Source organism: Oceanobacillus sp. Castelsardo (assembly GCF_001659985.1).
Lineage (GTDB): Bacteria > Bacillota > Bacilli > Bacillales > Amphibacillaceae > Oceanobacillus.
Genome location: NZ_LYCS01000001.1, coordinates 780,145 through 801,331 on the forward strand (window position 1 = coordinate 780,145; position 21,187 = coordinate 801,331).

The 21,187-nt window shown below is 36.6% G+C and carries 15 protein-coding genes; 1 reads left to right on the forward strand and 14 read right to left on the reverse strand.

Features of this window, described 5'->3' with window-relative positions:
• Positions 1-10: 10 nt before the first annotated feature.
• From A9178_RS03965 to A9178_RS04000, 8 genes are all read right to left on the reverse strand, one after another.
• The gene (locus A9178_RS03965) at positions 11-1,018 is read right to left on the reverse strand and encodes a MoeB/ThiF family adenylyltransferase (protein ID WP_068672601.1); all 1,008 of its coding nucleotides are present in this window, start codon (positions 1,016-1,018) and stop codon (positions 11-13) included.
• Positions 1,019-1,034: 16 nt separating this feature from the next.
• Positions 1,035-2,045, reverse strand: a complete 1,011-nt coding sequence (gene moaA / locus A9178_RS03970) for a GTP 3',8-cyclase MoaA (protein WP_068672602.1) — start codon at positions 2,043-2,045, stop codon at positions 1,035-1,037.
• 305 nt (positions 2,046-2,350) lie between these two features.
• Positions 2,351-3,829, reverse strand: a complete 1,479-nt coding sequence (locus tag A9178_RS03975) for a tetratricopeptide repeat protein (protein ID WP_068672603.1) — start codon at positions 3,827-3,829, stop codon at positions 2,351-2,353.
• A 56-nt stretch (positions 3,830-3,885) separates the two neighbouring features.
• Entirely contained in the window at positions 3,886-4,362 is a 477-nt protein-coding gene (locus A9178_RS03980; RefSeq protein ID WP_068672604.1) for a hypothetical protein, read from the reverse strand.
• 100 nt (positions 4,363-4,462) lie between these two features.
• Positions 4,463-5,152, reverse strand: a complete 690-nt coding sequence (gene narI, locus A9178_RS03985; RefSeq protein ID WP_068672605.1) for a respiratory nitrate reductase subunit gamma — start codon at positions 5,150-5,152, stop codon at positions 4,463-4,465.
• Positions 5,153-5,262: 110 nt separating this feature from the next.
• Entirely contained in the window at positions 5,263-5,790 is a 528-nt protein-coding gene (narJ, locus tag A9178_RS03990; RefSeq protein ID WP_068672606.1) for a nitrate reductase molybdenum cofactor assembly chaperone, read from the reverse strand.
• 148 nt (positions 5,791-5,938) lie between these two features.
• On the reverse strand, positions 5,939-7,411 hold the full coding sequence (gene narH, locus A9178_RS03995; RefSeq protein ID WP_068672607.1) for a nitrate reductase subunit beta: 1,473 nt from the start codon (positions 7,409-7,411) through the stop codon (positions 5,939-5,941).
• Positions 7,401-11,087, reverse strand: a complete 3,687-nt coding sequence (locus A9178_RS04000) for a nitrate reductase subunit alpha (protein ID WP_156520692.1) — start codon at positions 11,085-11,087, stop codon at positions 7,401-7,403. Before A9178_RS04000 ends, narH (A9178_RS03995) begins: the two co-directional genes overlap by 11 nt.
• A 237-nt stretch (positions 11,088-11,324) precedes the next feature.
• Here A9178_RS04000 and A9178_RS04005 point away from each other — a divergent pair, with 237 nt between their 5' ends.
• Entirely contained in the window at positions 11,325-12,872 is a 1,548-nt protein-coding gene (locus tag A9178_RS04005; protein WP_231889790.1) for a nitrate/nitrite transporter, read from the forward strand.
• 64 nt (positions 12,873-12,936) lie between these two features.
• Here A9178_RS04005 and A9178_RS04010 read toward each other — a convergent pair whose 3' ends face one another.
• From A9178_RS04010 to A9178_RS04035, 6 genes are all read right to left on the reverse strand, one after another.
• Entirely contained in the window at positions 12,937-13,992 is a 1,056-nt protein-coding gene (locus A9178_RS04010; RefSeq protein ID WP_068672609.1) for a tellurite resistance/C4-dicarboxylate transporter family protein, read from the reverse strand.
• Between the two features lie 222 nt (positions 13,993-14,214).
• On the reverse strand, positions 14,215-14,910 hold the full coding sequence (narI, locus tag A9178_RS04015) for a respiratory nitrate reductase subunit gamma (protein ID WP_068672610.1): 696 nt from the start codon (positions 14,908-14,910) through the stop codon (positions 14,215-14,217).
• Between the two features lie 202 nt (positions 14,911-15,112).
• A complete protein-coding gene (narJ, locus tag A9178_RS04020; protein ID WP_068672611.1) occupies positions 15,113-15,715 on the reverse strand; it encodes a nitrate reductase molybdenum cofactor assembly chaperone in 603 nt (200 codons plus the stop codon).
• Positions 15,712-17,223 (reverse strand): nitrate reductase subunit beta, encoded by a 1,512-nt coding sequence (narH, locus tag A9178_RS04025; protein ID WP_068672612.1) that lies wholly within the window; start codon positions 17,221-17,223, stop codon positions 15,712-15,714. Before narH (A9178_RS04025) ends, narJ (A9178_RS04020) begins: the two co-directional genes overlap by 4 nt.
• Entirely contained in the window at positions 17,213-20,890 is a 3,678-nt protein-coding gene (locus A9178_RS04030) for a nitrate reductase subunit alpha (protein WP_068672613.1), read from the reverse strand. Before A9178_RS04030 ends, narH (A9178_RS04025) begins: the two co-directional genes overlap by 11 nt.
• Positions 20,874-21,164 (reverse strand): hypothetical protein, encoded by a 291-nt coding sequence (locus A9178_RS04035; RefSeq protein ID WP_068672614.1) that lies wholly within the window; start codon positions 21,162-21,164, stop codon positions 20,874-20,876. Before A9178_RS04035 ends, A9178_RS04030 begins: the two co-directional genes overlap by 17 nt.
• Between the last annotated feature and the right edge of the window lie 23 nt (positions 21,165-21,187).

A 21,187-nucleotide genomic window follows, 5' to 3' on the forward strand; every position in this document is an offset into this window, starting at 1 on the left:
TTACTCACCTTCATCCTGCTAACTGATAATAGATACTTTTCGCTTTTGCAATTGAATTTGTCCCATGAATTAATGTTCTTCCATCTTGAAAGAAAACAAGTCGGTAGGAATCATATTCAATAGAAATTAAAAAGTCATTTGCTTTTACAGGTGCAATTCGCTCCAATCGTTCTTTTAATATATTTAAATTTCGCTTTCGAGTTGTTCTAATTTGAACTGTATTTCTTCCACAAAGCACTTCTGATTTAGTGGTGGATTGAAAATCTAAAGCTGGGTAATTCGGATTTTCCCCACAAGATGGACAAGATTCCTTCTTCGCCCTATCTACTTTCATTATATGATAATGATTGCTCCATAAATCAAATGTTACAAGAGAAGCACGTAAAGATTTATGATCTTCAATTAAAATTTTTAAGGCTTCCGTTGTTTGATGGGCAACTACCATCTGAACTGCAGGTGATATAATGCCAACTGAATCACACGTTGCTCCAGAAACGGGAATGGCATCTAATAAACATCTTAGGCAAGGTGTTTGATTAGGTAAGATGGTATAACTCATTCCCGTACTTCCTACACATGATCCAAAAATCCAAGGAACAGAATGCTTTTGTAAAATATCATTAAGCAAAAACCGTGTATCGAAATTGTCAGTTGCATCAATAACTAAATCAATACCTTTTAATAACGGATCTAAGGAATTTGCTGAAGCATCCATTACATAAGCTTCTATTTCAATATCTGAATTAATTTCTTGCAATCTATTCTTTGCTGCAATTGCTTTTGGAATTTGGTTGTAGACATCTTGTTCTGTATATAATTGTTGTCTTTGTAAATTACTTAATTCCACATAATCCCTATCAATTAGTGTTAATTTACCTATTCCAGCACGTGCCAGGTTATCTGCGTTTGCTGAACCAAGCGCACCACAACCAAGAATAAGTACATGTTTTTCGGATATTTTTTGTTGACCTTCGTTTCCAATTGGCTTAAATAACATTTGACGTGAATATCTTTCCATCTATTCCGTTTCCCTTCTATCCGCCAATATAAGACATTTCAATCTTACTTCTACTTTTTGCCGATTCCTCTGTGCGTTCGTCAGAATATCGGTCCGTACGGTTATTCCATATATGAATTACTTCATCTTTAATCTCATCATCCGTTTTATCCGAACGTAACAATTCTCTAAAATCAAAGCCATTTTCAGCGAATAAGCAAGTGTACATTTTTCCATCCGCTGCAATCCTTGCTCTTGTACAAGTAGAACAAAATGATTCCGAAACAGAAGTAATAAAACCTACTTCTGCGTTTGTTCCAACATAGCGGTAACGTTTAGCAACTTCGCCAAGGTAGGCCGGATCAACGGCTTCTAAGTCAAATTGCTCTTTTAATTGTTCGTATATTTGTTTTTTTGTAATAACTTTACTAAAATCCCAACCATTTGTTTGTCCGACATCCATAAATTCAATGTACCTTAGTGTAATTCCTTGTTCTTTAAAATAAGCGGCCATTGGAACAACTTCATGATCATTCATTCCTTTTTTAACGACCATATTCACTTTCACTTCAAGTCCAACTTCTTTTGCTTTTTGGATTCCTTTAAGAACTCGTTCCGGTCCAACACCACTATCATTAATAGATTTGAATAATTCTTCATCTAATGCATCCAAACTTACATTGACGCGCTGTAGTCCAGCGTCTTTTAACTTTGCAGCTGAATGACCTAATAAAGAGCCATTCGTTGTTAACCCGATATCTTCCAATTGATCAATTGCGGTTAATTTTTTTATGAGTAAAGGTAAATCTCTCCTCATAAGAGGTTCTCCACCAGTTAATCTTATTTTTCTAACACCTAAATCCACGAAAATTTTAGCTAGACGTTCTATTTCTTCAAAGCTTAATAATTGTTCTCTAGGCATAAATACAAAATCCCTGCCAAAAATCTCTTTCGGCATACAATATCTGCATCTAAAATTACAACGATCAATAACAGAAATACGAAGATCCTTTAGCGGGCGACCGAATTTATCTGTAATAACTGACACTGTGGATCTCTCCTTTTAGGGGTTGTTCAAAAAGTCCGGTGAAAATGACACTTCGCATTTCTTCGTTGGCTTGCTTTTCCGTTCCTCACGTATTAACTGCATACGTTGTGGTACTCAAAACTACACCGCCTCGAACTGCTCGGTCCTTTTCATCCTCCTTTTTGAACTTATCTTAAGAATAGTATATCTTATTGTATCCTGCTTATCTGTTAAAAATGTCACTTAGTCAATCTTTAACTACTAATATATCATGATAGATTAGGAATTATTACTTATTTCTAGATTATATACCCTTTTAGAAAATGTCATTTTTTCTTATTGACTAATTTCACAAATTTATCCTCATATATTTTTCTTTTTACTGGTTGATTATTTCTATTATAAAATTCGATGATTCCTGCTAATGATTCTTCTAACAGTTCTTGTTTACGGGTTTTTTCAATTATATTAAACCCTTTTTCATAACATTCTTCCGCTTTATTCAAATCTTGGTTACGTCGATTTTCATAACAATATGCTAAGCGAATATACGTAAGTCCTTTTTCTTCTTTACAGTTTGAAATTTTTTCATAGATTGCTAGTGCATCTTGATAATACGTAAAAGCAAGTTCTACATTTTCTTGTTCTAAATGATTAAATGCAATGGCCTGTAATGTATTTCCATATGCAATAGAATTTTTACGCCCTTCTTGTTCCAATCTTTGTAAAAACTCGGAAAACACCTTTTGTGCCTTGTCATAATCTTTTTTATCTGAGTAAATTTTTCCCAAGGCATATAGAAATTGCATACGAATCTTAGGAAATGGATTAGATAAAGGTAGGCCTCTCTCTAGGTATTCCTTTGCTTGATCTAATTTAAACGTCCTAATAGATATAGTACCGATTTTTGAATAAATATAAACGATCATAAAATGACTTTCTTCATATATTTTCATTAATTCATTTTGTGCCTGTTTGTAATAATTGATTGCTCTTGGGAAATTCCCCATATTTTCATCAATCTCCGCTAACATTAAGACAGCTTTTGCCATGTCTAAAGGATTTTCCTCAGAGAGCTCAGCCATTAACTTAATTACATTTGTAACTATTTTTCTAGCTTCCTTTAGATCAATATAAAAATGAATCTCACCTATTCTTAATAATTCTTTCGACTCTAAACGTTTATTATCCTTTGTTTGATAAGCTTCCATTAATTGTTTATGAAGTTCTAAAGCGCTTGGATAATCTTCTATTTGAATATATACGTCGGATAATTTATAGATAGTTGATGAAAGTACTGGATGGGTCTCAGGTAATGACTCTCTAAAATAATTCAAAGCTTTTTCATATTGTTTAATTCCGTTTTCTATATTTTCTTCCATTATCGAAACCTTAGCTAAACTACTGAAAATCGTTCCATATGTATATGAATCGCGATAATCATTGTTATCTAAAACTGCTAATAGTTTAGCAAGTTCCATTCGAGCGTTAGATTCTTGACCATACTCCATTTCTAAATAGGCATAATCCAAGTATGTATCAATAATCATTTCTAATTGGGGCTTTTCTAATTTTTTTGATAAACGGAGTGACCTGCGACAATAATCCCCTGCCTTATCATAATTTTTAACTTTACGATAAAATTTACCTAAAGTGCTTAAAGCATAAAATTGCTCTTCGACAGTTAAATCTTGCTGCTGGAGACGAGCTTCCAATTCTTTTATCTTTTCTCTTACCTCTTCTATATAGCCACCAATAATCTTTTCCCTTATTTCTTCATAATCAATAGAAGGTTCTAGTTTCATACTTTTCACTTCCTAATCTACATATTAATTCTGGGGTTACCTCCGTCCGAGGAAAATTAAAATAACACATGAAGTGTAATGAGGATAAACAAGGAGATTCCCAATCGCAAATGAATTCTACGTAACTTTCCAGTTGGTTTCACTAATCGCCACCAACCGGTCAAGACCATAAAAATCAAATTAATAAATGCCAATAATCCAAAAATCATTTTTATATTGTTAAAGGAAAAACCATACCAGTTCACAATAAAGAAAACGTGCATCATGATAAAGACAAGCGCCGTCGTCCCAGTGTAACGATGGAATGGCATAACCTTTTTAGAGAGGTTAGCCAACTTGATTTTCGTTTTCCGATTATCTATATTCCGAATAGTGGAAAATACTGCATTTCTCGTCCAATTAAATAAGAAAAACAAAAAACCAATAAAACCGAATATAATTGGTAAACTTAAAGTAGGAAATGTAAAATGCGTAACCACTTGGACAATAACCATAAAAAATAATGCTGTATTCCAATAAAACCATTTACTCATAAATATCTTCCTTTAACCTTTAAATGGACGGCAATAACATTATTCGCAGCTAGAATACACTATATTATTAACGTGTACCCTGGCTGCTCCTATCTTAAAGTTAATAGCCCTCTTTATGCGTTGGGATTCTTCTTTTATAAATGACATAACTTCTACGTAAATAACGAATCGGAAAACTAAATGCATGTACTAGTCTAGTAAATGGCCAAACAACATATAACGCAAATGTACAGTAAATGTGTATTTTAAACCAAATAGGTACAGTTGCCATTAATTCTGGTTGGATATTAAAGATAAATAAGCCTCTTAACCAAGGTGCAATCGTTGTTCTGTAGTCAAAGCCATGAGAGTCCACATTAAGCATCGTTGCAATAAGCCCAGTTGCAATGGCTAATAGAATAAAGATTAGTGAAACCCAATCACTTGGTGATGTAGTTGCTTTTATACGTCTCACACTTATTCTACGATATGTTAATAGGAAAATTCCTACAAAAGCCGCAATACCGGCTGGCACTCCAAAGCTTATGGCTACAATATGATACGTATGCTCTGTAATTCCCAATGCATTATATAACCCTACTGGAATAATTAATCCTAAAACATGACCACCGAATACAAATATTATTCCCCAATGAAATAAAAGTGAACCTACCCTTAGACGCTTTTTCTCTAGAAATTCACTAGATTTCGTTGTCCATCCGAATTGATCTTTTTGATAACGATAAATATGTCCACCAATAAAAATAGTTAATATAATATAGGGAAAAACACCCCATAATAGTAGATCCATTTTTATCCCCTCCTATATTGTCTCTTTGGCTTTTATTTCTAGCCCATGGGATTCCATTTGTTAGAAAACTTGGCATCCGCCAAGCCTTTGGGTGGATGCCTCAGTTGCACTTATGCAGACGGGAAAGATTTTATACTTTCCCCACCTGCCAAGAAAAGAGCATCAAATAAAAGAGAATAAAAACTATCTTGTTCCTTTAATTTGCCATGGATTTCAGCTATTGCCTTTCCATGCATTTGCAACAATTCATTACTCGTTTCAACAGAAACATGAGCACAAAACTCTAACATGAGTGGTAAATAATCTGGTAATTCTTTATCCGTTACGTCAAATCCATGTGCTTCGTAATATTTTTTTAGTTTTAATAATTCTAATCCTCGTTCTCTTTGCTCTCCTAATTTTAAATACGTAACATAAAGATTAGTTAATTTTCCAAAATCAAAATGCTCGATATAATGAGTTATCCATTCATCTAATGTTCTATCTTCAATTTCTTTAATAAAACTTAATAATTTATCATTAACCTCGTCTTTACCGATACCTTCTATTTCTTCTTTTATTTCAGGTAGCATTTCTTTTAGTTCTTTACTTGGATAGGATAAAAGAAAGGAAATCATTTGATAGCTAGATGGATTCATCATCAACCCTCCTTATTTGGCGGGGCTGGGACAAAGGTGTTTTTAGTTAAATAAAATCCGAACATTATTGGTGCGTGCAAGTCGCTCCGGAAATAGTACATTGTTCGTCTTTTAAGTTAAACACTTATATCACAGCCCTTTTTTCAAATCACTGTAGTACCCCACAACTTCCTGGTCCGCCGGCAAAGTCTAGGCCACATGCACCTTGTTCTTCGTAAAGATCTGCAACTTCCTCTCTATGGCTCTTAGGAATGACAAATCTATCATCATACTTGGCAATAGCTAATAATCGATACATTTCTTTAATTGCTTTTTCGGTTAAACCAAGATCCGAAATAATCTCTGTATCAAAATCTTTACCTGTTTGTTCTGCACGCATAAAGCTTCGCATCACTGCCATTTTTTTCAGTACAGTACGAATATGTCCTGTGTCTCCCGCTGTTAACAGGTTAGCAAGGTATTCAATTGGAATACGCATTTCATCAATTGCTGGGAAAATATCAGAAGTATCAGCTGTACTTCCTTTTCCTTCAATCATATTCATTATTGGACTTAATGGTGGAATATACCACACCATAGGCATTGTTCTATATTCTGGATGTAATGGTAATGCAATCTTCCAATCAATAATCATCTTATAAAGTGGAGATTTCTGCGCTGCTTCAATCCAATCCATTGGAATTCCATCTTTCTTCGCTTGTTTAATAACTTCTGGATCGTTTGGATCTAGGAAAATACCTAATTGCGCATGATATAGGTCTTTTTCATCTTCCACTGAAGCTGCCTCTAGTACACGGTCTACATCATAAAGCATGATACCAATGTAACGGATACGACCTACACAAGTTTCTGCACAAATGGTTGGTTGACCATTTTCAATTCGTGGGAAACACATCGTACATTTTTCCGCTTTGTTTGTTTGCCAGTTAAAGTACACTTTTTTGTAAGGGCAAGAAGTTGTACAATGTCTCCAAGCACGACAAGCATTTTGATCAACAAGCACAATACCGTCTTCATCACGTTTGTACATGGCACCAGATGGACAAGATGACACACATGGTGCATTAATGCAATGTTCGCAAATACGTGGAAGATACATCATAAATACTTCTTCAAATTCTGTCTTGATTGATTCTTCCATTTGAATAACGTTAGGATCTCTTAATCCAGTAATATGTCCGCCAGCTAAATCGTCTTCCCAGTTCGGACCCCATTCGATATCCATGAACTCACCGGTAATAGCTGATTTCGCACGAGCAACTGGTTGATGGTTTCTTTCTTTACTAGTTGTTAATGTTTCATAATCATAGTTCCAAGGTTCATAGTAATCATCCATTTCTGGTTGATGTGGATTGTGAAATAAATTCATTAATCGATTGATTTTGGAACCTGATTTTAATCGTAATTCTCCATTATGCAGTTCCCAACCACCTTTATATTTTTCTTGGTCTTCCCATTGCTTTGGGTAACCAATACCTGGTTTAGTTTCTACATTATTAAAATACATGTATTCTGCTCCTGGACGATTGGTCCATGTATTTTTACACGTCACGCTACATGTGTGACAACCAATACATTTATCCAGGTTCATTACCATTCCGACTTGTGCTTTAATCCTCAAGCCAATCTACCTCCTTCATTTTTCTTATGACCACATTTAAGTCTCGTTGGTTTCCTGTAGGGCCATAGTAGTTAAATCCGTAACTTAATTGCGCATAACCACCAATCATGTGAGTTGGTTTAACATGAATACGAGTTGGACTATTATGGGTACCACCACGATTTTTCGTTAGGTTTGTTCCCGGTGTATGAATATGACGATCTTGTGCATGGTGCATAAATGCCATCGTTCTAGGAATTCGGTGCGAAACAACCGCCCGAGCTACAACAACACCGTTACGATTGAAACATTCAATCCAATCATTATCTTCCACATCAATTTCAGCTGCATCATCTTTATTTAGCCAAATCGTTGGACCTCCACGGAAGAGTGTTAACATTGGTTGTGCATCAAAGTACATACTATGGATGGACCATTTATTATGCGGAGTTAAGTAATTTAATGTAATTTCTTTTCCTTCCACATCTGGACGCTTTGCACTAAATGGTTTCTGATTCAAAATAGGTTTAAATACAGCAAATGACTCTCCAAATTCCTTCATCATTTCATGGTCAACAAAATAAGATTGACGACCGGTGATAGTCCTAAAAGGAATCATTCTTTCTATATTTGTTGTAAAAGGCGAATACCTTCTTCCACCTTTTTCTGATCCACTAAATGCTGGTGATGTGATAACCGTTTTAGGTTGAGCTGTTATCGTTTCAAACGTAAATAATTCTTCTTCTCTTTCTTCAGCCAAATCTCTCAGTTGTAGGTTTGTTTGTTCTTCTAATGCCTCCCATGCTTTAACAGCAACTTTTCCATTTGTTGTGGAGGAAAGCATTAAAACAGCATCACATGCGTCTTTTGCATCTGTAATATCTGGACAGCCATCAGCAATTGAACCATTATCGATTGTTCCAAAAGTATGTTTTGCCTGTTCATATTCTTTTTCCATGGACCAACCGATTCCTTTTCCACCGTAAGCCATTGTAGCAATATTCGGTCCAAGCGCAGTCATTTTATGATAGATTTGTTTAAAATCTCGTTCGACGACATGGATTTGCGGCATGGTTTTACCTGGAATTGGTTCACATTCTCCTTTAGACCAATCTTTAATTTCTCCATATGGTTGAGACATTTCCGCTTTCGTATCATGATTTAATGGAGTAGCAACAATTTCTTTTATCGTATCCATATCGATTTCTTCTGCTAAATCAGAAACACCTTTAGCTAATGCTTTGAAAATATCCCAGTCTGATTTCGCTTCCCATGGGGATGATATGGCAGCATTAAACGGATGTACAAAAGGATGCATGTCCGTACTAGATAAATCATGTTTTTCATACCAAGTAGAAGCTGGCAAGATAACGTCAGAATATAATGCTGTACCTGCCATCCTGAAATCAAGATTGATAAGAAGATCTACTTTTCCTTCTGGTGCCTCGTCTCGCCATGTTATTTCCTCTGGACGGATACTATCTTCATCATCATTTAATACACCGTGTTGAGCTCCGAGTAAGTGTTTCAAGAAATATTCATGCCCTTTTCCAGAACTAGAAATTAAGTTTGCTCTCCAAACAAATAAGTTTCTTGGGAAGTTTACCGGATTATCAGGATCCTCAATCGCAAACTGTAAATTCTTTTCTTTTAATTGTTTTGCAACATAATTTCCAATTTGTTCCGTAGTTTCACATCCGGAGTCCTTGGCTTCGTTATATAAATCAATTCCGTTTTTATTAAATGTAGGATAAGAAGGTAACCATCCTAACCGTGCAGCTAGCACATTATAATCAGCTGGATGTTCGTATCTAGCCTTTTCAACCGTTGCACTTGTTAGTTCACTAATTGGCGTTTCTTCATAACGCCATTGATCTGTTGCAAAGTAGAAAAAGGAAGTTCCATTTTGAAATTTCGCTGGTCCACCCCAGTCTTTTGCAGATTGAATCGTAGACCATCCTTCTACTGGACGTAATTTTTCCTGACCTACATAGTGAGCCCAGCCACCACCATTCACACCCTGTGCACCAACCATTAAAATAAGGTTAACAATCGCACGGTAAATCGTGTCAGAATGGTACCAGTGATTAATCCCGGCTCCCATAATAATCATGGAACGGCCTTTTGTATCAATTGCATTTTGAGCAAATTCACGAGCTATCTTAATAACTAAGTTTCGATCTACCCCTGTAATTTGTTCTTGCCATGCTGGTGAAAATGGTGCAATTTCATCATATGACGTAGCAGCTTCTCCACCAATCCCTCGATCAATTCCATAATTCGCTAGCATTAAATCGTAAACCGTTGCAATGTATTCCATTTTTCCTTGAATCTCAACTTTCTTAATTGGAACTGCACGAGTTAATACCTTTCTTGTTTCTGCATCAAAGTACGGCATATCCACAGAAACAACCTCATCTTCCATCCCTAGAAAACTTAATACTGGTTCGATTTTTTCATTTGTATTTTCATCGATCAGTTTTAAATTCCATTTTCCTTTTTCATCCCAACGAGATCCCATCGTTCCATGCGGGATAGAAAAATCTCCCGTTAAATCGTTATACATTGCTGGTTTCCATTCATTATTTTCAGATTCGATTCCTAAATCCTTGGCATGTAAAAATCGATCAGCCGTGAATTTCCCATTTTCTTTTTTCAAGCGTACGGAAAACGGGAAATCGGTATACTGCTTAGCATAGTCTTCAAAATAAGGTGTCATGTTTTTATGATAAAATTCATTTAAAATGACATGCCCCATTGCCATTGCAACAGCACCATCAGTTCCTTGTTTAACTGACATCCAGTCATCAGCAAATTTCGTTGATTCTGCGTAGTCTGGACTTACCGAAACCACTTTTGTTCCTTTATATCTTGCTTCTACTAAAAAGTGAGCATCCGGTGTACGTGTTAGTGGAACATTGGAACCCCATGTCATAATATAGCCGGAATTAAACCAATCTGAGCTTTCAGGTACATCTGTTTGATCTCCCCAAATTTGCGGAGATGCCGGTGGTAAGTCAGCATACCAATCATAAAAACTTAGCATTTGTCCGCCTAGTAAATGCATAAATCGACTACCAGACGCATAACTGAGCATAGACATTGCTGGAATTGGTGAAAATCCAACATTTCGATCTGGACCATATTTCACTACAGTATATAGGCAAGAAGCAGCAATAAGTTTTGTTACTTCTTCCCAATCTGCACGAACTAATCCGCCTTTTCCTCTTGCCTGCTTATAGGAATTAGCCTTTTCCTTATCCTCTACAATACTTTTCCAAGCTTCTAGTGGATTGTCATGTGTTTCTAAGGCTTCTTTCCATAAGTCAAGTAATCTTTTTCTAACATACGGATATTTCACTCGTAATGGACTATATATATACCAGGAGAAACTAGCCCCTCTCGGACACCCACGAGGTTCAAATTCCGGCATGTCAGGTCCTGTCGTTGGATAATCCAATGCTTGACCTTCCCAGGTTACAATTCCATCCTTCACATAAATATTCCAGCTACATGATCCAGTACAGTTCACACCATGTGTAGAACGGATGACTTTATCATGTTGCCACCTTCTTCGATATACGTTCTCCCAATCCCGATTTCCTTCTTGTAATTGACTATGTTTATTGGAATACGTTTCTTTTGGTTTTAAATAATTTAATCGTTGCCAAAGTGGAGATGGCTTTTTCCCCATCATGATCCCTCCAGTAAAATACTCATTCTTTCTATGTTCATTAAATCATTCCTTTTTCCTCCACGTTGTGAAAAACATCACACCCATGTATACTGTCAAATTTTATTCAAATTTGTACATCTCCATTTATTCAAAAAAACGTCACAAATTATGTGATATTTTTCACTTAGTTATTAAAATGAAATGATTAAACTGTAATCATAAACAAATAATAAAGTTTAGGTAGTCGTAAAAATGGAAATGAGAAATTTAAAAGTACTACTTATAAAGAAGGAAGGTTATATTATGAAAAAGCCTGGATTGCAATTAACGTTGCAAACATCTAGTTTATTTGTTGGTTTTATGGTTTGGGTATTAATTTCATCACTAATGCCCTATATTACAGCGGATATTCCATTAACGTCCGGACAGGCGTCCATCGTAACTGCTATCCCCGTAATATTAGGTTCATTTATGCGTATCCCTATCGGTTTTTATGCGGACCGATTTGGAGCTAGAATTATATTTTTAATCAGTTTTCTTATTTTACTATTTCCCGTTTTCTATCTAAGTATTGCTAACTCTTTTTTAGACTTAGTAATCGGGGGACTCATACTTGGTATTGGTGGGGCCGTGTTCTCCATCGGGGTAACATCACTACCTAAATATTATCCGAAAGAAAAACACGGATTTATCAATGGGGTGTATGGTGTAGGTAATATTGGTACTGCGATCACTTCCTTTGGAGCCCCTATTTTCGCAGAATCTATCGGTTGGCAAGGAACCATACGCATTTTCCTATTTATTTTACTTTTATTCGCAGCTTTAGTTTTCATTTTTGGTGATAGAAAAGAACATAGAGTGAAAAAATCAATGGTGGAACAAATTAAAGGTGTATATAAAAATGCAACTTTATGGTTTTTAAGCTTATTTTATTTCATTACATTCGGAGCATTTGTTGCCTTTACTATGTTCCTCCCAAGTTTTTTAGTAGACAATTTTGGATTAGATCCAGTAGATGCTGGGATTCGTACAGCAATCTTTATTATCATTGCGACGTTGTTAAGACCTATAGGTGGGCTATTAGCTGATAAATTTAACGCCTTTATTATTCTAATGTTTGTGTTTATTGGTGTTGCATTTTCTGGTATTTTACTATCATTCTCACCAGGAATTGCTTGGTACACAGTTGGAGCATTAGCTGTGGCTATAACAGTTGGTATCGGGAATGGTACTATATTTAAATTAGTTCCACTATACTTTTCCAAACAGGCCGGTATCGTAAATGGTATTGTTTCAGCTATGGGTGGTATTGGAGGATTTTTCCCACCATTATTGCTTACCGCAGTAAGTAATATAACTGGCCACCATGCAATCGCATTTATGTTAATGTCCGAATTTGCTCTAGTGAGTTTTTTAATTGTTATTTTCATGTATTATCAAGACCGTGTTAATGTAGAAGGGAAAATTATTGAAGGCGTTGCTGACGGTATGATGATAACAAATAGAAATAAAATCATTCAAAATGTAAACCCGGCTTTCACACGAATTACAGGCTATACTCAAGAAGAAGCAATCGGTAATACACCTAAACTTATTAGCTCTGGAAAACATGATAAAGCTTTTTATCAAGAAATGTGGAAATCCATTAATGAGAAAGGTTTCTGGGAAGGAGAAATCTTTAATAAACGAAAAAATGGAGAAGTTTACAAAGAACTTCTATCCATTAGTCCAGTTAAAAATAATGTCGGTGATATCATTCATTACGTCGGAGTATTTAATGATATCTCTTCTAAACAAAAATCCTGAGTTTTATAACTCAGGATTTTTGTTTAAGTTCAACTTATGCATTCCCCATCATCATGGCGAATTCCTAGTTTTTTATAATATAACTTTTAATATTAGTGAAAATTCGATGGACAAGCCCTATAAACACAAAAATCCATGCTGCTAGAGCAATTACAACCATAATTTTAGGAATTACAATCAAAAAAGATAACCCTAAAGCCTGAGATAATTGGTATGAACTAGTCGTATACATAGAAAGTGGGAACACCATACCCCAAAATTGAGGATCATACGACAGTGGATATCGATGGTATATATGCCGCCAAATCATAAGAATAAACAGCAATGGTATCCACCAAGTACCAGTTATCCAGAAGAATAAAGTAAACCCTTTTAAAAACGGGGTTATTTCCGTAAATAAGGAAAAGTATTCCGCATGTAAAATAAGTGTTGACCCGGCTAAAGTTGTAATGGCAACTGCACCCATATTAATCCAATACGGAGGCGTTAATGCATCAAATTTAAGATCCACAAATGTAAAACGGTAAAAAATAAGGGTCATGATATTTAAATAAAGCATACAACCTAAAAAATACATACATAAAGTGAAAAATAAAATGATAGATCTTCCTGAATCAATGAATGGTGAGAGAAGTGTTCCAAGTATAGAAACAGACTGCGTTGCAACAGCTGCGATTAACCATGCACCATTTATTCCTTCCGCAATCGTAGGTTTATTTTTCCTTATCGTAACCGCAGTAAAAAAAGTATACATAATAAAAAACCATAGTATTATTCCTAGTATCCATAAATATAGTGCAATGGAAGGCTTATTTGCTACAATAATTAATTCACTTCCAAACACATTTGTGCCGGCAACTAAAGTGAAAAAACCTGGACCAAGAGTATGACTTGTTAAGTCCCGTTTTAATTTTGGAAAAAAGAATAACAAGCGGGTGATCGTAAGAACCCAAAGGCTACAAAATGCAATAATATTAATCCATAAAAGTGCTTTAGGAAGTATTCTAATACCAAGTAAATATGTACCTATAGATAAAGCACCAGTCGCCATAACTAAAGCAAAGTAGCCAGAGAATAAATTCTCAGCATGTTTTCTAATAAAATTAAACAAACATTTCATCCCCTAATAATTCCCATTTAATTAATAGTAAGTACTTATCCATCATACAACCTTCATTTCTCTGAATCAAATACATGTATTTTGGGGAGATTCATCTCATACAACACCTTAAGAGAGATTACGTGGATAAATATTCATATGAAAATCTCTTATGGCTTCCTTTTCCAATAATTAAACAAAAAAAGGGAGAAATCTTTACAACGAAGATCTCTCCCTGTTTTTTTAATTATGTTGCCCTCTATAGTTATCCCTTGAACGATATTGCTGTGGTGGTCTTGCAGGATATCTTATTGGAAAACTAAAAATATGAACTAGTCGAGTGAATGGTATAGTTGCAAAAAAAGCAAATGCTGAGGTAACATGAATTTTTAAAATCCACGGTATTCCACTCATTAATTCATACTTAGGCATAAAAACAAATAGACTACGGAACCATGGTCCAATGGTTTCACGATATTCATATTCAACTACAGTTGTATTGTAAATGATGGACATATACGTTCCCGTACCAGCTACAAAAAGCAAGGCTAGAACAGAGAAGAAGTCAGCAAATGTTGCCTTAATCCGAACTGGATCAATGGTTATCTTCCTAATTAATAGGATAACAAGTCCCACTACGACCATTAACCCAGCTAAACCACCACCCCAAATAGCTCCGGTATGATATAAGTGATCCGAGATTCCAATCCCTTGGTAGAACTCCATTGGGATTACCATTCCCATTACATGTCCAATGAATGCGAATATAATCCCATAGTGAAATAAAGGTGATCCGATGCGCAACCATTTCTTCTCAAGAAAATTGGATGATGGTGCTGCCCATGTTAGTTGTCTGAACGCAAAACGATAAAGGAGCCCTAAAATCATAATAGTTATTGCAATATATGGGAATATGACCCACCAAAAAATTTCGGCCATATATCTCCCTCCTTAAATTTAATTGGATGCCTCTACCATCTGACTGGATTCAAAGAGGCTGGACAAAGGTATTTTAACCACATGAAATCCGAACATGGTTGAGCGAATAATCGCTCCGGAAATATACTTCGCTAAGTTAGCATTATTCGTATTTGGAATTAAACACCTTAGTTATGTCTCAGCCCCTTTGTGATTGTCGGGATTACTGATACATGATAGGGTATGGTAATTCTTCCAAGTCTGCTTCTTCTCTTCCTGCTTCTAATTGCTTCATTTCTTCATTAGTGGGAGTTGGAAATACGTATTTCATTAATATGTTAAAGATGTTCCCATAGGGATTTTCCGGATGTATATTTTCCTTCATAAAATTAATCGCTACGGCAATACGCTTATTTAAACGTTCAACTTCAGAATTTTTTGGCGTAATTGTTAGAAATTCAAGCAGCATCGGTATATAATCAGCCAATTCTTCACCAACTCTTTCAAAACCAGCTTGATTAATAACTTTTTGCAATTTAATTAATGCTGCTCCTCTTTTATTGCTATCCCCAAGTTCGTGTGCTGTTAGGTAAAGACCTAGTTTGGATTTCAAGTCAAAAGTTTCTACATATAACTCTTGAATTTCTGTTGAATCTAATAGGAGGAGAGGCGCATAAGCCCTTTTCAATTCCTCTTTTAATAACTTTTCTTCAATTGTTTCTTCAATTAACTCATCCATTTCCTGGCTTAACTTATAGAATTTCTCTGATGGATACCCCAATAACCTAGAAGCTAATACAAGAATGACACGTTTTTCTTGGTTCATAACTTGTCTCTCACCTTCATCATACCGAATTTAGGGTTCATTCCCTCAGGTGGTGCCAATTCCTCGAGACTACAAGTACCTTGTCTATAATATAAATCATCATCCATTTCCCTACGTCCAGTTGGAATAACATAGCGCTCATCATATTTTGCAACCCCTAATAGTCTTGCCATTTCTTCAATTTCTTCTGGGGTTGTGTTCGCCTGTTTCACTAACTCACTTTGTCTAAATTCATCTATTCCTCCAACTGTTTTACCTCTCATATAAACTCTCATGGCAGACAGCTTTAATAGAACTTTACGAATTACTTCGGTATCATCAGCTGATAATATAGAAGCTAGATACTCCATTGGAATTCGCATTTGATCCACAGCAGGTATGTACCCATCCGTATTTAATTCGTCTTCATTTGTGATGTGATTCATAATCGGACTTAGTGGAGGTACATACCAAACCATTGGCATGGTACGATATTCTGGATGAAGTGGTAAAGCAATTTTCCACTTCATTGCCATTTTGTACACTGGTGACTCTTTAGCGGCTTCCAACCATGCATCAGTAATTCCCGCTTCCCTAGCTTTTTCTTGCACATCTGGATCAAATGGATCAAGGAAACAGGAAAGTTGTGCTTCATACAAATCCTGCGGTTCCTCTACTGATGCAGCTTCCTTTACTTTGTCAGCATCATACAATACCACACCAATATAACGAAGACGACCAACACAAGTCTCGGAACAAATAGTTGGCAAACCCGCCTCTGTTCTTGGATAACAGAAATTACATTTTTCTGCTTTATGGGTATTCCAATTATAGTATACCTTGTGATATGGACAACCATTCTGGCAAAAACGCCAACCACGGCAGGCATCATGATCAACAAGGACAATTCCATCTTCGTCACGCTTATATAAAGCGCCCGTTGGACAGGATGCAACACAGGATGGATTGAGACAATGTTCGCATATCCGTGGAAGGTACATCATAAAGGTTTTTTCGTATTCCGTTTTAATATGATCTTGCATTTTCTCTACGTTGGGATCCCTAGCTACGTTTTCACTACCACCAGCTAAATCATCATCCCAATTAGAACCCCATTCTGGTTTATCTATATATTTACCAGTAATTTGGGACATTGGTCTTGCAACAGGGAGATTTTCCCTCTTAGGACTATGAATTAAATTATCATAGTCATGAGTCCATGGCTCATAAAATTCTTCTCCCATTTCCGCCATGTTCGGGTTGTAGAAAATATTAGCCAATTTCTTTATTGGGCCACCTGCACGAAGTTTTAATTTACCATTTCTTAATTCCCAACCACCTTGGTAACGATCTAAATCCTCCCAACGTTTTGGATATCCTACACCTGGACGAGTCTCTACATTATTCCACCACATATATTCCGTTCCAGGTCGGTTCGTCCATGTGTTTTTACAGGTTACGGAACAGGTATGACACCCAATACATTTGTCAAGATGCATAACCATTGCTACCTGTGCTTTAATTCTCAAGCCAGTCAACCTCCTTCAATGCTCTTACAACAGCCATCGTATCGCGTTGATGACCAGTTGGACCGTAATAATTAAATCCATAACTTAATTGAGAATATCCACCAATCATATGAGTTGGTTTTAAGGTTATTCTTGTTACACTATTATGCGTTCCTCCACGCTTTTTCGTTACGGCTGTACCAGGAACACCCATTGTTCGGTCTTGGGCATGATACATGTAAACCATTCCTCTAGGGATTCGGTAAGTTATTACTGCCCTTGCAGCAATTGCCCCATTTCGGTTATACACTTCAATAAAGTCATTGTCACGAACCCCAATCGATGCTGCATCTTTCTCGTTCATCCAAACAACTTGCCAACCTCTAAACAAAGTAGTCATTTGCGTTGTCTCTGTAAACATGGTGTGAATACCCCATTTTTGGTGTGGGGTTAAATATCTTACGGTTAATGATTTACCATTTTCTTCGACACCTTTTTCATTTTTCATGAATGGACCTTTACGAAGTGGTGGCAAGTATAATGGTAATCCCTCACCGAAGTCCAGCATCATTTCGTGATCAAGATAAAAGCTTTGTCTTCCAGTTAATGTGTGCCATGGTAGTTTATACTCCGTGTTCACAGTAAAAGGATTGTAGCGTCTTCCATCCTTTTCCATCCCGCTCCACATTGGTGTTGAAATAGATGTACGTGGTTGTACCGTCAAAGATTGTAAAGTGTGATCTTCTTCTTCTCTTTCCCTAGCAATTTCCGTTAGTTTTTGACCTGTTTTTACTTCCAGGGACTTCCAGCCTTCCACTGCTCGTTTTCCATTTGTCGCACCTGAAGCTAAAAGGATTGCATTGATGGCTTTTTTATCTGAATAAAGATCAGGATTTCCTTTACCGATTCCTTCTCTTTTCGATACACCAAGCCTATCTTTTAATTCTTCATAAACTTTTTCTCCTGGAATAGTTACCCCTTTCCCACCGTATCCTTTCTTTAGTTCCGGACCTATAGTTGTCATTTTTTGATACGTATTTGGAAAGTCTCGGGTAACAACTTGTAAATTTGGCATCGTTTTTCCTGGAATCGCCTCAACTTCTCCTTTACGCCAGTCTTTAATTTTCCCAAAGGCTTGGGCAATTTCTCCAGGAGAATCATGTCCAAGTGGTCGCATTAATAATTCCTCAGTCTCAGGCAAATGCTCTTTGGCAAGTTCTGAAAACACCTTGGCAATTTCTCGAAAAGAATCCCAGTCACTCTTTGATTGCCATGGTGGAGAAATAGCTGCATTGAACGGGTGGATAAATGGATGCAAATCCGTACTGCTGATATCAAACTTTTCATACCATGTGGCAGCAGGTAAGACAATATCAGAGAATAATCCAGAACTTGTCATTCGAAAATCAATACTAACAAATAGATCTGTTTTTCCTTCTGGAGACTCTTCTGATACATTTACCGTTTCTGGTTGCCAAGAATTCTTAGTATCGGTCAAGACGTGTCCTTCTCCACCAATTAAGTGTTTAGCAAAGTATTCATGACCTTTCCCACTATCACCAAGAAGGTTTGATCTCCAATTAAAAAACACTCTTGGGAAATTCCGTGGATCATTCGGATTTTCAATAGCCCAATCAATTTCTCCAGACTTTATTTTCTTTACAACATGATCAATAATTTCTTTTTCATCCTTTGCACCTTGTTCCCTAGCTTCCTTTACAATATCAATGGAATTTTGTGAGAACTGTGGAAAGGATGGGAGCCAACCAAGTCTTGCGGATAATGCATTCACATCTGCTGGATGCATATTATTGTATTTTCCGCTCCAAGTTGTGTTTTCTTTATTAATTTCTGTTTCATAACGGAACTGTTCCGTGGCAAAGTAGAAAAAGGATGTCCCATTTTGGAGTCTTGCTGCATTTCCCCAGTCACTAGCAAAAGAGACCACATTCCAACCTTCAACCGGACGTACTTTTTCCTGACCTACATAATGGGCCCAGCCCCCACCATTTACTCCTTGTGAGCCTGTTAGCATAATGAGGTTTAGAATAGAACGGTAAATCTGATCACTATGGTACCAATGATTTGTTCCACCACCCATTGCGATCATTGACTTTCCTTTTGTACGTTCGGCATTATCTGCAAATTCTTTTGCAATTTGGATAACATGGTTTCGATTCACACCTGTAATACTTTCCTGCCATGCTGGTGTATATGGCTTTTCATCATTATAGTCTATCGGATAGTCACCCGGTAAATTTCGATCAACACCTACATGTGCCATCATTAAATCATAGATGGTTGTAACCTTAAGCTTGTTTCCAATACGGTCTGTTATATTTTTTATTGGTACCCCTCTTTTAACGGTACCGCCATCTTCCTCAGCAAAATATGGAAATGTTACTTCTAGTACTTCATCAGATGAATCAATAAAACTCAATTTTGGATCAATTACAGTGCCATTTTCTTTCTCTAGCTCTAGATTCCACTGATTTCCATCATCCCATCGGAAGCCTTGACTACCATTAGGAACTTCAAATTCATTTGTCTGTTCATCCCAAACAACCGTCTTCCATTCACCAAGTTTATGAGAATCATTGATATCGGATGCTCTAAGGAATCGTTCTGTTCGGTATTCCTCACCATGCTCTCTTAAGATGACAAGAAATGGAAGGTCAGTAAAACGCTTAACGTAATCAATGAAATATGGGGTCTTTTTATTTACATAAAATTCTTTTAAAATGACATGTGTCATTGCCATTGCAAGAGCCCCATCCGTTCCAGCTCTTGCTGGGAGCCATACATCAGCAAACTTATCAGAATCAGCATAGTCAGGACTAACACCCACAATTTTCGTCCCATTGTATCGCGCTTCCACCATAAAATGTGCATCTGGTGTACGTGTTTGTGGTAAATTTGTCCCCCAAATAATAAAATATTTGGAATTGTACCAATCAGCACTTTCTGGTACATCTGTTTGGTCTCCCCATACTTGTGGAGAAGCAGGAGGTAGATCGGCATACCAGTCATAGAAACTGATAATGGTTGCTCCAATTAACGAAAGAAATCGAGCACCACCAGCATAACTTACCATTGACATTGCTGGAATTGGACTAAATCCCGCAACACGATCTGGACCATATTTTTTGATGGTATAAATAATAGAGCTTGCAATAATTTCGCAAACCTCTCTCCAATCAGTACGTACAAACCCACCTTTACCACGCGCTTTTACAATTTGTTTTCTTTTCTCAGGGTCACTTTGAATGTTTTCCCATGCTTTTACAGGGTTGTGACCTTGGTCTTTTTCTGCCCGCCATAACTTATAAAGGTCTCCACGAATATATGGAAATTTTACTCTTGCTGGACTATATGTATACCAAGAGAAGCTCGCACCCCTTGGACAGCCACGTGGTTCATACTCAGGAAAGTCATCCCCTGTTGACGGATAATCTGTTTGCTGTGTTTCCGAGGTAATAATTCCGTCCTTCACATAGATCTTCCAGCTACATGAACCAGTACAGTTTACTCCATGAGTGGAACGTACAATCTTATCGTGAGCCCATCTCCTACGATAAAGCGCTTCTGAATCCCTTGACCGCGGGCTTTCTTCCGTCCAACCATCATTGATTTTGTTTCCACGTTTAATATACTTGAAATGTTCTAGCAACTTATTTTTCCTCGCCATTAGAATACCCTCCTCCTAGCATGGATTCAATTGGATTGAAACGTTCTCCAACCATTCGGAAAGTCCCTTCTCCCGCTTCCATTTCTTCTAGAAAAATTCTTAAAGTTGGTGCATTTGCAGCAACTAATATTAAACGTTCTACTGTGTTTAAGTCATCGATATTGTAAATGGTTTCAACTATACCAGGAGCTATATCGCCAAACCGCATTCGTAATACTTGCAATAAATCTTCTCGATCCTGGACAAAATCAGCTTGATTTTCGAATAAAAACAAATCTTCTCCTCCTTCTATACGGA